The sequence below is a fragment of the Glaciibacter sp. 2TAF33 genome (assembly GCF_052114945.1).
Lineage (GTDB): Bacteria > Actinomycetota > Actinomycetes > Actinomycetales > Microbacteriaceae > Cryobacterium.
Window position 1 is genome coordinate 302,001 of the sequence record NZ_JBFRFS010000005.1, and the last position, 14,737, is coordinate 316,737.

A 14,737-nucleotide genomic window follows, 5' to 3' on the forward strand; every position below is an offset into this window, starting at 1 on the left:
GGTTGCACAGGAAAAAGTTATCCACAGGAGTTTCCACATTGGGGATAATTACACTGGTGTAATTGCCCCGTTTATGAGGGCCGTTCAGCGCCAGCGCGTCGTCATCAGGAAGCCGATGAAGGCGATCCCGAAACCGACCAGGATGTTCCACGAACCGAGAGCCGGCACCGGAAGCGTGCCCTGGCTCACGTAGAAGACGATGATCCACACCAGCCCCAGCAGCATGAAGCCGAACATCACCGGCTTGAACCAAACCGGGTTCGGCGTGTCGTCGCCCGAGCGAACTACCTCATCGCGTGCGGGCCGTGTGCGGGGATTCGTTCGTGCCATGCCTCAGATTGTAGCGTCAATGGCTGCGCGGCCCGTTCGAGCGCCCGCTGGGGGCTCCACTTCGCCCGATAGAATCAAGGAATGACCCCGTCGCCGACCGCCGCAGACCAGTCCGGCGAGGCGGCCCCCGGAGGCGACGCGGATGAGCGCCGTCGGACCCGTCGCAGCCGTCGGCCCCGTCGCCCGCGGGTGACAGTGATCGGTGTCCTCGGCGAACTCCTGATCACGGCCGGTGTGCTGGTGTTCCTCTTCATCGGCTGGCAGCTCTGGTGGAACGACATGGTCATGGCGGGCCAGCAGTCCAGGGCGGCAACCCAGATCAGCCAGGGCTGGATCCAGAGCCACGCCAGCACGCCCCCGGCGCCGTCACCAACGGCCACCGATCCGGCTGCTGGGCCGGTCGGTTACGGCGACCCGGTGGTTGCTGCTCCTCCCGGGGAGGGCAACGCTTTCGCAGTCCTTTATATACCGCGCTACGGCGCCGACTATCACCGTGCCATCGCCGAGGGCACCGGGCACGACGTACTGAACAGCACCCGCCTGGGCGTCGGTCACTACGAGGGAACCCAGATGCCCGGCGAAGTGGGCAATTTCGCGGTGGCAGCCCACCGCAGCGCATACGGCGGCGGCATGCACCTGATCAACGAACTCCAGTTGGGCGACGCGATCTACGTGCAGACCGCTGACGGGTACTACACCTACCGGTTCCGCGATCTCCACTACGTCAAACCGACCTCGGTCGAGGTGCTGGCTCCGGTACCCAACCAGCCAGGGACACCCCCCACCGACCGCATCATCACCCTGACCAGTTGCAACCCGTTGTTGTCCACGGCCGAGCGCATCATCGCGTACGGGGTCTTCGAGTCATGGCGACCGACATCCGCCGGCCCGCCAGAGGGCCTCGCACCGATCATCGCCGCCCAGGCGCAGGGCTAAGGAGACAGAATGTACGCAGCCGTGTGGCGCATCCTCCCCGGACCGGTCTGGGTACGGATACTGCTCGTTCTGATCCTGGTTGCCGCGGTGCTTTTCACCCTCGCCACCTGGGTCTTCCCCTGGGTGGACTCGATCGTCAACAACCAGGAAGCGACGGTGGGCGGCCCATGACCCGCATCCTTGTCATCGACAACTACGACAGCTTTGTGTACACCCTGAACGGTTACCTGCAGGAGCTCGGCGCTGAAACCGAGGTCCTGCGCAACGACGCCTTCGACCCGGCCCAATCCGCCCAGCGGATCGCCGAGTTCGACGGGGTGCTGGTCTCCCCCGGACCCGGCAAGCCAGCGGATGCCGGTGTCTCCATCCCCGTCGTCGAGGCGGCGTTCGAGGCCGGAACGCCCCTGTTCGGAGTATGCCTCGGGCACCAGGCGATCGCCGAGGCGTTCGGCGCCACCGTGACCAACGCCGACGAACTGATGCACGGGAAGACCTCGGTGATCACGCACGACGGCAGCGACTTCTACGCCGGCGTGCCGCAACCGTTCACTGCCACCCGGTACCACTCCCTGGCAGTCGTCGACTCGACAGTGCCGAAAGAACTCGTGGTCACCTCGCGCACCCAGGGCGGCGTCATCATGGGGCTGCGGCACGAGTCCGCACCGATCCTGGGCGTGCAATTCCACCCGGAATCCGTGCTCACAGAGGGCGGCTACCTGATGCTCGGCAACTGGCTTGCGCTGGCCGGTCTTCCCGAGGCGCGGGAGACCGCGAAAGGGCTGAATCCGCTACTGAAGCAGGGTTAGCCGCTGCAGTATGTCAGTTCGACCGTCGACTTCTGCGGCACGTCACCCGGCGCGAGCGACTGATTCGTGACGGGGTTGCCGGGCTGCGACTTGCAGGAACTGTCGGGCTTCGGAACGGCGACGAGCTGGAGACTGGACGACTGCAGCAGTTCGCTGGCGGCGGTGAGGGACTGGCCCCGAAGGTCGATGAGCTCGACCGTGCCGCTGGAGACCACGAAGTTGACGGTGACCCCGGCATGCTCAGAACTCAGCGCCACCGGGTCGGTGGAGATCACCACGTCGGCCGGAACACTGGGCGACGCCTGCTTCGTGACGGAGCCGGGCGCCAGGCCGGCCGCCGTGATGGCCGCCTGCGCATCGGTGATCGGCTGGTTGGTGACGTCAGGAACCTCGACGGGGACGGCACCGGTCGACACGAAGACCTTGATCACCTCCGCGGGCTGCACGATCGTTCCCGCGGGAGGATCGGTACGGATCACCTGGTCCTTCGGAACGGTGGCACTCGCCTCCTCCGCCTTGGTGGCGGCGAGGTCCAGGTCGAGCAGGGAGTTCTGCGCGTCGTCGTAGCTCTGGCCGGCCAGGGAGGGGACCTTGCGGGAGTTGTCGGGGATGTCACTGGAGGGAGTGAGGCTGAACACCCAGAACATCACAGCCACCACGATGACCACGACACTGACGATGCCCGCCCACACCCAGACCACAGGGGGGCGGCGCTGGGTGCGCGTCATGGTCTGGTCTTCGGCGAGTTGCTTGAGGGCCAGTTCGGAACTCGAGACAACGGCAGGGGGGGCGCCGAACAGGCCGGCCGCGGAATCGTCGACCGTACGGTGCACCGGGATCTGGCCGGCGCCGGCGATTTCCACCTCGGTGCGGAACTCCGCTGCGCTCTGGTACCGGGCGAAACGATCCTTGGCCAGCGCGTGCAAGACCACAGCGTCGAGCGCCGGGGAAACCCGGGGGTTGATCGAGCTGGGCTTGACCGGGGTTTCGCTCACGTGCTGGTACGCGACGGCGACCGGGGTCTCGCCGCGGAACGGAGGCCGGCCCGCGAGCATCTCGAAGAGCACGACCCCGGTGGAGTACAGGTCGGTGCGGGCATCGACGGATTCGCCCTTGGCCTGCTCCGGCGAGAAATAGGAGGCGGTTCCCAGGATGGCGGTGGTCTGCGCGACCGTGGTCGACGAGTCGGAGATCGCGCGCGCGATACCGAAGTCCATGACCTTCACCTGGCCGTTGCGGGTGATCATGATATTGCCCGGCTTGATGTCGCGGTGCACGACGCCGGCGCGGTGGGAATACTCCAGCGCTGTCAGCACGCCGTCGATGATGCGCACGGCTTCGGTCGACTCGACCGGGCCCTCGCTGATGATGTCCTTGAGCAGTCGGCCGTCGACGTATTCCATGACGATGAACGGCAACTGCGCCTCATGGCCATTGGACTCTGTGACGGTCTCCTCACCGGCGTCGAAGACCCGCACAATCGTGGGGTGAGCCATCCGCGCCGCGGCCTGGGCCTCCTGGCGGAATCGGGTGCGGAATGCGGGGTCGGCCGCCAGGGTCGACTTCAGCAGCTTGATGGCGACGGTGCGCCCGAGGCGGGAGTCGGTGCCGATGTGCACGTCGGACATGCCACCCCGGCCGATGAGCGCGCCCACACGGTACCTGCCCGCGATCAGACGGCCATCTTCACTCACTGCGACTCCTGCCTCACTCGTCTGGACACAACCCCGGCTATATTACCCGCGGTTCGCTGGGGCTACGGTGTGGTGGCGGCGGTCACCACGACCGGTGCCGATGACGGGGAGTATTCCGACGGCTGGTCTCCGCAGAAGTAGCGGAATTTCACGGTGAACGTGCCCGGATTCGGGCCGGCCGTGACCGTCGCCGACGTGACATCGGGCCCGGTCGGCGCCGGGGAAACGGCATCCTGCCCTTCGGCGGCGACCTCGTATCCGGCGAGGGTCTGCCCGGGACAGGACTGGGCCGTCCAGGTGACGGTAACCGTCTTGCCTGTCGCAACGGTCGACGGGGTGACGGTGGGGGCAGTCGTCGGGGCGTCGGGGACGACCACCGGGCCGTAATACTTCGCGGTGATGGTCGTGCCCTTCTTCACCGGCCCGGTGGGGTTCACGCCGTACACCTTGTCCACCTGGTCGGCCGTCGTCGCGGCATTGCCCGGCTCCATGTTCGCGACCAGCTCGAGGGTCTCGAGCTTCGCGCGGGCATCCGCCGAGGAAAGCCCCACGAAGTCGGCTTCAGCCACCTGCACGGTGTCGGACGTCGGTGTGGGTGTCGGAGTGGGGGTGCTCGGCTTGGGGGTCGGTGTGTTGACCGTCGCGGCCGGGGTGCTCGCCGGAGGATTCTGACCGTTCTGCTGCGAGAACAACGCGATCAGGGTGCCGGTCAGCACGACCGCCAGCAACACGATCAGGATGATCACCGGCCAGAACCACGGGCTGCGCTTCTTCTTGCCTGCCGCGGCCGCAGCTGCGGCTTCGGCCCGGGTACCCGGCACGCCCGCTGCGGGCAGCACCGTGGTGGCCTGGGTGGCGCCTCCCGCGCCCGGCATGAGCATGGTGGCGGCGGTCGCGGTGTTGCCGCCGAGGATGGCGGGGACTGATGCGGCGGCAGCGGCGACATCGCCGCGCCGCAGCGCTGTCGCCGCTCGTGAGAGGTGCGCCGCCGAGGCAGGACGGTCAGCCGGGTTCTTCGCGATGCACGCGAAGACGAGGTTGCGCACGGGTTCTGAAACGGTGACCGGGAGGTCTGGCGCCTTTTCGTTGATCTGCGCCATCGCGATGGCCACCTGTGACTCGCCGGTGAACGGGCGTCGACCGGCCAGGGCCTCATACGCGACGATGCCGAGGGAATAGATGTCGGTGGTCGGTGACGCCGGGTGGCCGCTGGCCTGCTCGGGGGAAAGGTACTGCACCGTGCCCATCACCTGGCCGGTCGCGGTGAGCGGAACCTGGTCGGCGATGCGGGCGATGCCGAAGTCGGTGATCTTGACCCGGCCGTCGGGCGTGATGAGGAGGTTGCCCGGCTTGATGTCGCGGTGCACCAGACCCGCGGCGTGGGCGGCGTGCAGGGCGGCTGCGGTCTGCGCGACGATGTCCAGCACCTTGTCGGTGGAGAGCACGTGCTCGCGTTCGAGGATGGTGGAGAGCGCCTCGCCCGGCACCAGCTCCATCACCAGGAAGGCGCTGCCCTCCTCCTCGCCGTAGTCGAAGACGTTGGCGATGCCCTCGTGGTTGACCAGGGCGGCGTGGCGCGCCTCGGCCCGGAACCGCTCCAGGAAGCCCGGGTCTCCGAGGTACTCGTCCTTGAGGATCTTGATCGCGACGGTACGACCGATGACGAGGTCGGTGGCTTTCCACACCTCGCCCATGCCCCCGATGGCAATCCGGGACTGCAGCTCGTATCGTCCCCCGAAGGTGAGCCCTGTGGTGGGTCTCATTTATTCAGCACCGCCTCTAGTACCTGCTTTGCAATAGGTGCGGCAAGCAGATTGCCGTACCCCGTCTGGCCAAGTCCCCCACCGTTCTCAACGAGAACTGTGATCGCAAACTGTGGATCGTTCGCCGGCGCGAATCCGGTGAACCACAGCGTGTAGGGATCGTCAGCACCGTTCTCAGCGGTGCCCGTCTTACCCGCCACCGCAACCCCGTCTATTCTTGCATTGCTGGCAGCGCCGTCCTGGACTCCGTTGACCATCATCTGGTTCAGTGTCGCGGCGGTTTCGGGGCTCATCACGCGCTGGAATTCCTTCGGCTTGAAGGTCTGCAGCGGTGTCAGGTTGGGCGCCAGGATCTGGTCGACCAGGTTGGGGACCATCGCCACGCCGCCGTTGGCGATGGCACCGGAGACCATCGACATCTGCAGCGGCGTCGCGCGCACCTCGAACTGGCCGAATGCCGACAACGCGGTCTGCGCGTCGTCCATACCGCGGGGGTACGCGCTCTTGGCGACCTCGAGGGGAATGGTGTAGTCGGAATTGAAGCCGAATTTCTCCGCCGTCTCCCGAATCGCCTGGTCGCCGAGTTGCAGCCCGAGTTCGGCCATCGGGATGTTGCACGACAAACGCAGTGCCGTGGCGATCGTCACGGTGTCACCCGGGCCACAGGTGCCTCCGCCGGAGTTGATGACGATCGAGCTGGATCCCGGCAGCTGGAACGTCCCGGGGTTGGGGAACGTGCTGTCGGGGGTGAACTTGCCGGACTCGAGCGCCGCCGTCACAACGACGAGTTTGAAGACCGAACCGGGCGGGTTGAGGTCGCCGATCGCCCTGTTCATCAGCGGATTGCCCGGGTCGTCGACCAGGGCGTCGTAGGCCGTCGTCACGGCTTTGCCGTCGTGCACGGTGAGGGTGTTGGGGTCGTAACCGGGCTTGGAGACCATGGCCAGAACCCGTCCCGTCTTCGGTTCGGTCACCACCACGGATCCGGTGAAGTCCCCGAGCGCGTCCCACGCGGCCCGCTGGGCGACGGGGTCGATGGTGGTCTCCACCGCCGCGCCGGTGGGGTTCTTGCCGGTGAAGATCGCGCTCAGCTTGTCAAAGAACTGGGAATTCGAGGTGCCACTCAACTCGCCGTTCAGGGCATGCTCCAGTCCGGTCGGCGCGCCGTTGACCGGGATGAACCCGGTGATCGGCGCGTACAACGGGCCATTGCTGTATGTGCGCAGGAACTTGTAGTCGTCGCCGGCCGGCATCGACTGGGCGATCGGCTCCCCGGCGACCAGGATCGGACCGCGCTCGACCGAATAGCTGTCATAGAGGGTCCGGGTGTTGCGGGCATCCGCTGAGAGATTGTCGGCCTGGAAAACCTGCACGATCGTGGTCGACGAGAGCAGTGCGATGAACATGAGGAGCACGATGATGCTGACGCGCTTGAGTTCGCGGTTCATCACACCACCAGCCTGGGTTGGTTTCGAATGGTGTCGGACAGTCGAAGCAGGAGTGCGGCGATGATCCAGTTGGCGACCAGGGATGACCCTCCCGCCGCGAGGAACGGCGTGGTGAGGCCGGTCAGGGGGATGATACGGGTCACGCCGCCGATCACGATGAAGCACTGCAGTGCCACGACGAAGGAGAGGCCGACGCCGAGCAGCTTGCCGAAATCGTCCTGTCCGGCGAAGCCGATCCGGAAGCCCCGGGCGACGATCAAGAGGTAGAGGGCGAGGATGGCGAAGATCCCGGCCAGGCCCAGCTCCTCGCCGAGGCTCGCGATGATGTAGTCGCTCTGCGGGACCGGGGTGATGTCCGGCCGGCCCTGGCCGAGACCGGTTCCGACCAGGCCGCCCTTGGCCAGGCCGAAGAGTCCCTGGACCAGTTGGAAGCTGCCGCCGTCCGCGTTGTAGACGTCCGGGTTGAACGCGTCGAGCCAGTTGGTGATACGCCCGTTGACGTAGCTGAGCACCTGGCTGGCAACGAGGGCGCCGCCGGCGAACAGGCCGAGGCCGATCAGGACCCAGCTCAGTCGGCCGGTGGCCAGGTAGAGCATCACCAGGAACAGGCCGAAGTAGAGCAGCGCCGTCCCGAGGTCGCGCTGGAAGATGATCACCGACATCGACAACGCCCAGATCACGAGGATCGGACCGAGGTCCCGCAGGCGCGGGAAGCGGATGCCGAGCACCTTCCTGCCCACCATGGAGAGGGAGTCCCGGTTTCGCACCAGATAGCCGGCGAAGAACACCGCCAGGGCGATCTTGGCGATCTCACCGGGCTGGAAAGTGGCGAACTCGCCGAACCCGATCCACACCCTGGCGCCGCTGACCTCCCGTCCGAGCCCCGGAACCAGGGGCAGCAAGAGCAGGACCACGGCGACGAAACCCGCGATGTAGGTATAGCGGAACAGCACGCGGTGGTTCCGGATGACGAGGATGACCGCGAGAGCGCACGCGATCGCGATGGCACTCCAGGCGATCTGGCGCACCGAGGCGCTCTGCCAGCCGGATTCCTTGTTCGCGATGTCGATGCGGTAGATCATGGCGACCCCGATGCCATTGAGCAGCGTCACCATCGGCAGGATGAACGGGTCGGCGTCGCGGGCGACGAATCGCATCGCCACGTGCAGGCAGAGCACCAGCAGTGACAGGCCGGCGCCGAGCAGGACGAGCTGGGTGTCGATGTGCCCGAGCGCACCGAGCTGCACCAGCACCACCGCGCCGGCGTTGATCCCGCACGCCACCAGGAGCAGGAACAGCTCGAGGTTGCGGAGCTTCTGTGGAAGGTGGATGCGACGCACCCGGCCCTGCCCCGGGGACCGGCGAGGGGCATCCGTCATAGCCTGCTCACTCGATGGCATCGTGCAACCGTTCAACAATGAGCCTGGCCTCTTCGAGGGAAGAGGCGCTGATCGTTTGCTCGACCTGCTGCCGGTCGTAGACGCGCAGGTCATCGACGCTGACGCCGGTGTCTTCGTACACGCTGGAGAGCTTGATCGGGCCAAGGTCCTGCTGCACGCCCTGGTAGATGGCGACCGAGTTGCCGCTCACGCCGACGAAGTACCTGGTCTGGGTGTACTGGTAGCCGAGGACGGCGCCGCCGACGATGGCGACGACCACAAGGATGATCCCGACCAGCCAGGTGACCTTCCGGCGGCGGGCACGACGCTCGTCTTCTTCGATGAGCTCGGAGAGGTAGTCCTGGGAATCCGGCTCGAAGTGGGTCTCCCGCACCGGGTGGAGCCGCAGCGTGGGGATCCGCAGTGAACGGGCGCGCAAGGGTTCTTCGCCGAACGCGAGCGGGGCGGCAGCCGAGCCGACGACAACCGGAGAGGCCGCCTGCCCGGGGCCGGATCCGATGTCGACGACGACCACCGTCACATTGTCGGGGGCACCGCCGTCCAGGCTTTCCTTGACCAGTCGATCCGCGACGTCCTGCGCGCTCCCGTCGGCCGCCATGGCGGCGGCGATCGCCGCGTGCGACACGACGCCGCTCAGGCCGTCCGAGCAGATCAGCCACCGGTCGCCCGGCAGGGTGGCGAGGATGGAGGTGTCGATCTCGGGCGCCGATTCGACGTCACCGAGCACCCGCATCAGCACCGAGCGCCGCGGGTGCACCATCGCTTCCTGCTCCGTGATTCGCCCGCTGTCCACGAGCCGCTGCACGAAGGTGTGGTCGGTGGTGATCTGGGCCAGCTCGCCGTCACGGCACAGGTAGATGCGGGAATCGCCGATGTGGGCGATCGCGACCTGGTCCTCGAGCACGACCAGGGCGCTGACCGTGGTTCCCATGCCGGTGAGTTCGGCATGCTCGAACACCGTCTCGGCCAGCTGCGAGTTCGCGCCGATCAGCGCGGCCTGGAGTGCGAATTCCGCGTCCTGTGCCGTGAGGTACGGCTTATCCGCTTCGATGACCCGCTTGGTCGTGATGGCGGACGCGACATCGCCACCGGCGTGCCCGCCCATGCCGTCGGCGACCACGAACAACGTGTGCCCGGCGTAACCGGAATCCTGGTTGTTGGAACGAATCTTGCCAACGTGGGAGGCGGCCGCGCTCTGACTGACTGTCGCCATGCACCTACCGCCGAAGCTCGAAGCTGGTCGCGCCAATCTTGACGGTGACGTCCAGCGGCACGGGCGTGGGCACCGCAACGCGGATTCCGTCGAGGAAGGTGCCGTTGGTGGAGTCCAGGTCCTGGATCATCCACTCGTCGTTCCAGAGCATCAGCCTGGCGTGGTGGGTGGAGGTGTAATCGTCGCGGATGACGAGGCTCGAGTCGCTCGAGCGGCCGATGGTGACTGATTCCGCGGTGAGCGGGAACTCAGTGCCCGCTTTCGGCCCGGACGTGATCACCAGGCGGCTCGCGTTCTGCGCCGTGGCCTTGCCCGAGTCACCGAAACCCGGCCCTCCGGTGAACGGTGCTGCCGCCACAGGCTCGGTGAGCGCCGCCGGCGACGCCACGGGTGTCGCGACCGGGACCGGTGCCGCTGCGGGGAACGCGGCGGCCGGGGCCGGCGACGCGGCATCCGTTGGCAGCTTGCGGACCCGCTGGCCGAACAGGTCGCTGCGCAGCGCATAGACGATGCCGAATATGAACAGCCAGAGCAGCAAGAGGAAGCCGAGGCGAAGGGCCAGAAGGGTGAGTTCGCTCACGCTCATGCCGAGGGCCCCCAGAATCCGCCCATGTCGTGGCGTTGGGTGGCGTCGTCGATGTGCCGGTCGACGGGCTGGCCACCGGATGCCGCCTGCGCAAGCACCCGGAAGACGATCCGGGTTCGGCCGATGGTGACGACCGAATCCGGTTCGAGCACCGCCTCCTTGACCGGTGAGCCGTTCAGCTGCGAGCCGTTGGTCGAGCCGAGGTCGCGCACCTTCGCGCGAGAGCCGTCCCAGAGGATCTCGACGTGGCGCCGTGAGGTACCGGTGTCATCGACGGTGATGTCGGCGTCACTGCCACGGCCGATCACGGTGCGTGACTTGCCGAGGGGGTAGCGCTTGCCGTTGATGTCGAGCACCGGGGTCCACGCGACGCTGCCCTGGACGGTGGTGGAATCGATCTGCACCATGCCCACCGAGAGGCCCCGGTCCTCGGTGAGTGCGATGGAGATGCCGCCCGCGAACTGGTACCGCTGGGTGGCGGCGTGCTGCTGCACCAGCTGGGTCAGTTCGTCGACCAGGGTGGGGCCAAGGCCGCTCATCCGCTGGAAGTCGGCCGGCGCCATGCGCACGCTGAACTTATTGGGCGCGAGGATACGGTCGCGGGAAACGACCGCGGCTTTGGTGTCGAGCTCGCGTCGCAGCGCCGCAGTGATCTCCACCGGCTGCAAGCCCGACTTAAAGGTCTTGGCGAAAGCGCCGTTGACGGCGCGTTCCAAGCCCTTTTCAAAGTTGTCCAGTATGCCCACAGGTCTCCCGATCCGGTCCGTTTGGCTATCAGCATGTTACTTGGCTGGAGTGTTAACTCGCCTCCACACCGGATCAGGGCACGCAATGTCCGCGCCAGTGCGCCCACTCCGCTCACCGCTCGGCCCGGCGCCGACGGCGTGCGGGAGGTGCGCCGCCCAGCGCCAGGCGTGCCACCCGCATACCGGCGTCTCCGCCCCACGACGCCCTCGTGGCCGGACCGGCGCGCCCGTTCCGTCACCTCGAATGGCGAAGGGCCAGCTGAAAGTGCTAGCATTCCTAAGTTCGCGCGAGTGGCGGAATTGGCAGACGCGCTGGCTTCAGGTGCCAGTGCTCGAAAGGGCGTGGGGGTTCAAGTCCCCCCTCGCGCACAGTGGGTTTTTTCGCATAGAGCGTTTCGAATGTGCGAATCCCAGGCGAACACGAGAAAGCCCCCGAGAGATCGGGGGCTTTCGTCGTTCCAGCTGCTATTTCCCGTCGATGGGTGGCGCATTGCGCGGGTAGGCGATCAGCAGCAGGGCTGACGCGATCCAGGCGATCCCGACGCCCATGATCAGGACGCCGGCGCTGAGGCCCGCGGCGGCTGCCGCGCCGGCCAGGGCTGCGCCGGCCGCCGAGGCAGTGGCACGCAGCCCGGCGCCGACCGTGAATACCTGGGAACGGTAAGCGAGGGGACTTTGCTGTTTGCGCAGCAACAGCATCGCCGCCGAACTCGACGCGGTGAACAAGCCCGAGAGCCCGATCGCCACGATGCTCCAGACGAGGCCGAAGTTGATCGCGGCGGCAACCGTGAACAGCCCGGTCGCGGCGAAACCCAGACCCATGACGCGCTCCGGCGGCATCCTTCCCTGCCGTGCCGCGATCGCCAGCGCGCCCAGGAGGCCGCCGATGGCGGCGGCCGACACGATGACGGCACCGGCGTCAGGAGACCCGGCCCGCTCGAGTGACAGCGCGACGGCCGAGATGGCGAGTCCGCCATTGCCCAACTGGCTGAGCGTTCCGGACGCAGTGACCAGCGCGAGTGGCCGATGGGTCGCGATGTGGGTCAACCCCGCCCGCATCGCCGTCCAGATGGAACCGGTCGTCACCGCCAGTGCGCTCAGCCGGATCGAGACAGTGGCAATGGCCCCCAACAGTGCTCCGCCAGCAAGCAGGAGCATGGCGAGCTGCGCGGACCCCACGGTGGCGGCGGTGGCGACGATCGCCGGACCGGCAACCGCCCCGAGGTTGTAGGAGAGGGCGTCATTGGCATACGCCCGGCGCTCGTCAGGGATCGCCTCGGTGGCGAAGCTCGACAGCCCGCCCATGAAGAAGGGCGTCACTGTTCCGGCGGCAATCAGTGCCCCGAAGACCAACGGCAGTGGCACCGCGCCCAGGAAGGCGGCAGTCACAAACGCCGCGGCGGTGACGACGCCGGCCCCGGCGATGAGCCACCGCGGATGGGACGTGCGGTCGAGGGCCACCCCGGCCAGTGGGGCGGCGAGGATGCTGGGCGCCAGCGACGCCGCGACCAGGGCGCCGCCGAGGGCGACATCACCGAAACGCTCGACCGCAAGAATCGGGATCGCCACGATCGATCCGCCACTGGCCATTCGCAGCGGGGTGGCCGTGGCGAGGTAGGCGATCGCGCTCATCGGCGCGGTCGATCGGCGGCGGACGTCATCCGTTGGATGCCACGGACGTTGAGGAGACTCCGCCCCGGCCTATTCGGCACCGATGACCTCGTGCCGGATGCGGGACGGCAGGCCGGAGAGCTCTGCCCAACGCTGCTCAGGGACCAGGGCGGGAAGCAGGAACTGCCACAGCTGGGTGACCCGGTCGTAGATGTCCGCACGGCCGGTGAGCGCCTCGGAGACCAGCTGCACGCCGGTGAACGCGGGAATGATGAAATGGGCGACGGCGCCCACGTCGATGTCCTCACGCACATCGCCCCCGGCGATGGCGCTCCGAAGGTATCCCTCGAATGCGGTCATCCATTCGAGGTAGGGCTCACGTACCGGCGCCGAAAAGCTCGATGCCTCCATGGTCAGGCGGATGCCGGCGCGCACCACGGTGTCGTCTCGCAACTGGCGGGCGAGTTGGAACGACATCACCAGCGCGGCTCGCAGCCCCGATTCGTTTTGTTCGACCAGCGCTCGGCCGAGCGAGATGGAACGGTGGTGCTGGGCCTCGATCACGGCCAGCGCGAGGGCTTCCTTGGAGTCGAAGTGGAAGTAGAGTGCGCCCTTGGTGACGCCGGATGCCGCGCTGACGTCCGCGAGCGATGTGGCGCCGTACCCCTTGCCCTGGAAGACGGCGGCAGCGTTTTCGAGGATCCCCGCCCGGGTCTGGACTGCTCGAGCCTGACGTGCCATCCCGCTCCCTGGAACTAGTACCCGGGATAGAGAAACCCGGCGCCCAGTTTAACCGCCGCACAGCGCGGGTGGTGCGTCCCCCCGGGCGCACCACCCGATTCCTGCTGTCCACCCCATGTTCCCCAGGTCAAAACATACCAGACAGTATGTTTCAACGGTGATCCTGTTCGACCGCGCTACCCCGGACGCCCGAGCACCACGTGCGAGCGGGTGTGGCTGAGGTAGTCGTCCGCCCATGACAGAAGAGCGGATGCCTTCTGCCGGGTCCCGGAGAGCAGGGCCATGTGCACGGCGAGCCAGGCGATGAACGCCAGCGGGCCCTGCAGCTGCATCCGCTTACGGCCGAGCTCCGCGACCGCAGCGCCCCGGCCCACCATGGCCATATACCCCTTGTCGAGGTATTTGAACGGTTCCCTTCCCCCTCCGGTGAGACCGGCGTGGATGTTCTTCGCCGCCCACGCCCCGGACTGCTGGGCGACAGACCCGAGTTGCGGAAGGTGCGACCCCCTGGCATCCGTGATGTTCGCCGCGTCACCCAACACGTAGACGCCGTCGAAGCCGGGGACTGTGAGGTCGGGATTCACATCGATGCGGCCGCCCCGCCCCTGTGGCAGCCCGGAGTCGGCGAGGATCGCACCGGCCTTCAGCCCGCCCGCCCAGACGACGATGCGGCTGGGGATCGTGGTCCCGTCGGCAAGGACGACGGCGTCCGCGCGGATCTCGGTCACGCCCGAACCGAATTTGAGGCGAACACCGTTCTTGACCAGCCGGGCAGCCGTGTACTTCTGCGATTTCGCCGAGAACGCACCGAGGAGGGTCGGCGCCATGTCGACAAGGTGCACCCGGCAGCGAGCGGCCAGGCCCGGGGAGAAGTAGCCAGGGACGACGTACTTGATGTTCTCCGCGATGGCTCCGGCGGTCTCAACGCCGGTGGGGCCGGCGCCGACAATGACGAAGTTCAGCGGATTGCCCGCTCCCGGGTCGCGGTCGGCGCGGTCGAGCAGGTCGACGAGGGCGCCACCCAGACGTGTGGCGTCGGTCAATGAGTACAAGGGGTAGGAGTACTCCTCGGCACCGGGCGTGTTGAAGAAGTTGGCTTCCGCGCCCGTGGCGACCACCAGTGCGTCGGCCGTGAAAGTCGAGCCGTCCGAGGTGGTGACGCTGCGTGCGGCCGCGTCGATGGACGTCACCTCGTCGGTGAACACCCGAACGTTCTTGTTCCGGTGGAACATCGCCCGGAACGGCCTCGAGACCTCGGACACCCCGATCTGTGACGTCGCGACCTGGTACAGCAGGGGCTGGAACTGGTGGTAATTGTTCTTGTCGATGAGCAGCACACCGACTCCGCGCCGACCGAGTTTCTTGGCCGCCGAAACGCCGGCAAAACCGCCGCCGACGATGACGACCTGAGATGTCGCATCCATAGCGGCACACTACTCCCGATGTTGGTTTCGCAGAACGGG

14 protein-coding genes and 1 tRNA gene are annotated in these 14,737 nt (G+C 67.1%); 4 read left to right on the top strand and 11 right to left on the bottom strand.

Translation table 11 applies throughout. From position 1 onward, the window contains the following. Positions 1-84 precede the first annotated feature (84 nt). Entirely contained in the window at positions 85-330 is a 246-nt protein-coding gene (locus AB4Y94_RS06860; RefSeq protein ID WP_441726548.1) for a cell division protein CrgA, read from the bottom strand. 81 nt (positions 331-411) lie between these two features. On the opposite strand from AB4Y94_RS06860, the gene AB4Y94_RS06865 reads away from it, so the two are divergent. Genes AB4Y94_RS06865 through AB4Y94_RS06875 form a run of 3 tightly spaced genes read left to right on the top strand, consistent with a single transcriptional unit; the run spans position 412 to position 2,072 of the window. Next, entirely contained in the window at positions 412-1,266 is an 855-nt protein-coding gene (locus AB4Y94_RS06865) for a class E sortase (protein ID WP_441726549.1), read from the top strand. Between the two features lie 9 nt (positions 1,267-1,275). After that, positions 1,276-1,437: a hypothetical protein gene (locus tag AB4Y94_RS06870; RefSeq protein WP_441726551.1), complete on the top strand. Its 162-nt coding sequence runs from the start codon at positions 1,276-1,278 to the stop codon at positions 1,435-1,437. Continuing rightward, positions 1,434-2,072: an anthranilate synthase component II gene (locus AB4Y94_RS06875; protein ID WP_441726554.1), complete on the top strand. Its 639-nt coding sequence runs from the start codon at positions 1,434-1,436 to the stop codon at positions 2,070-2,072. Before AB4Y94_RS06870 ends, AB4Y94_RS06875 begins: the two co-directional genes overlap by 4 nt. Here AB4Y94_RS06875 and pknB read toward each other — a convergent pair. The 7 genes from pknB to AB4Y94_RS06910 form a co-directional block, all read right to left on the bottom strand. Next, positions 2,069-3,766 (bottom strand): Stk1 family PASTA domain-containing Ser/Thr kinase, encoded by a 1,698-nt coding sequence (pknB, locus tag AB4Y94_RS06880; protein WP_441726557.1) that lies wholly within the window; start codon positions 3,764-3,766, stop codon positions 2,069-2,071. The two genes, AB4Y94_RS06875 and pknB, sit on opposite strands and share 4 nt — an antisense overlap. 62 nt (positions 3,767-3,828) lie before the next feature. Continuing rightward, positions 3,829-5,529 (bottom strand): protein kinase domain-containing protein, encoded by a 1,701-nt coding sequence (locus tag AB4Y94_RS06885; protein WP_441726560.1) that lies wholly within the window; start codon positions 5,527-5,529, stop codon positions 3,829-3,831. Next, positions 5,526-6,977, bottom strand: a complete 1,452-nt coding sequence (locus AB4Y94_RS06890; RefSeq protein ID WP_441726702.1) for a peptidoglycan D,D-transpeptidase FtsI family protein — start codon at positions 6,975-6,977, stop codon at positions 5,526-5,528. The genes AB4Y94_RS06885 and AB4Y94_RS06890 overlap by 4 nt, the downstream gene beginning before the upstream one ends. Continuing rightward, on the bottom strand, positions 6,977-8,356 hold the full coding sequence (locus AB4Y94_RS06895) for an FtsW/RodA/SpoVE family cell cycle protein (RefSeq protein WP_441726563.1): 1,380 nt from the start codon (positions 8,354-8,356) through the stop codon (positions 6,977-6,979). The genes AB4Y94_RS06890 and AB4Y94_RS06895 overlap by 1 nt, the downstream gene beginning before the upstream one ends. Before the next feature lie 7 nt (positions 8,357-8,363). Continuing rightward, positions 8,364-9,590: a PP2C family protein-serine/threonine phosphatase gene (locus AB4Y94_RS06900; protein WP_441726565.1), complete on the bottom strand. Its 1,227-nt coding sequence runs from the start codon at positions 9,588-9,590 to the stop codon at positions 8,364-8,366. Between the two features lie 4 nt (positions 9,591-9,594). Continuing rightward, positions 9,595-10,170 (bottom strand): FHA domain-containing protein FhaB/FipA, encoded by a 576-nt coding sequence (locus tag AB4Y94_RS06905; RefSeq protein WP_441726704.1) that lies wholly within the window; start codon positions 10,168-10,170, stop codon positions 9,595-9,597. Positions 10,171-10,172: 2 nt separating this feature from the next. Further along, positions 10,173-10,922 carry an FhaA domain-containing protein gene (locus AB4Y94_RS06910; protein WP_441726568.1) on the bottom strand — a complete coding sequence of 250 codons (750 nt, stop codon included), beginning with the start codon at positions 10,920-10,922 and terminating at the stop codon, positions 10,173-10,175. 285 nt (positions 10,923-11,207) lie between these two features. Here AB4Y94_RS06910 and AB4Y94_RS06915 point away from each other — a divergent pair. Next, positions 11,208-11,291 (top strand) — tRNA-Leu (locus AB4Y94_RS06915). Between the two features lie 96 nt (positions 11,292-11,387). Here the strand turns inward: AB4Y94_RS06915 and AB4Y94_RS06920 are convergent. From AB4Y94_RS06920 to AB4Y94_RS06930, 3 genes are all read right to left on the bottom strand, one after another. Continuing rightward, a complete protein-coding gene (locus AB4Y94_RS06920) occupies positions 11,388-12,554 on the bottom strand; it encodes an MFS transporter (protein ID WP_441726570.1) in 1,167 nt (388 codons plus the stop codon). A gap of 69 nt (positions 12,555-12,623) precedes the next feature. After that, positions 12,624-13,274, bottom strand: a complete 651-nt coding sequence (locus tag AB4Y94_RS06925) for a ScbR family autoregulator-binding transcription factor (RefSeq protein ID WP_441726573.1) — start codon at positions 13,272-13,274, stop codon at positions 12,624-12,626. 176 nt (positions 13,275-13,450) lie between these two features. Then, positions 13,451-14,698: an NAD(P)/FAD-dependent oxidoreductase gene (locus AB4Y94_RS06930; RefSeq protein ID WP_441726575.1), complete on the bottom strand. Its 1,248-nt coding sequence runs from the start codon at positions 14,696-14,698 to the stop codon at positions 13,451-13,453. Positions 14,699-14,737: the final 39 nt, after the last annotated feature.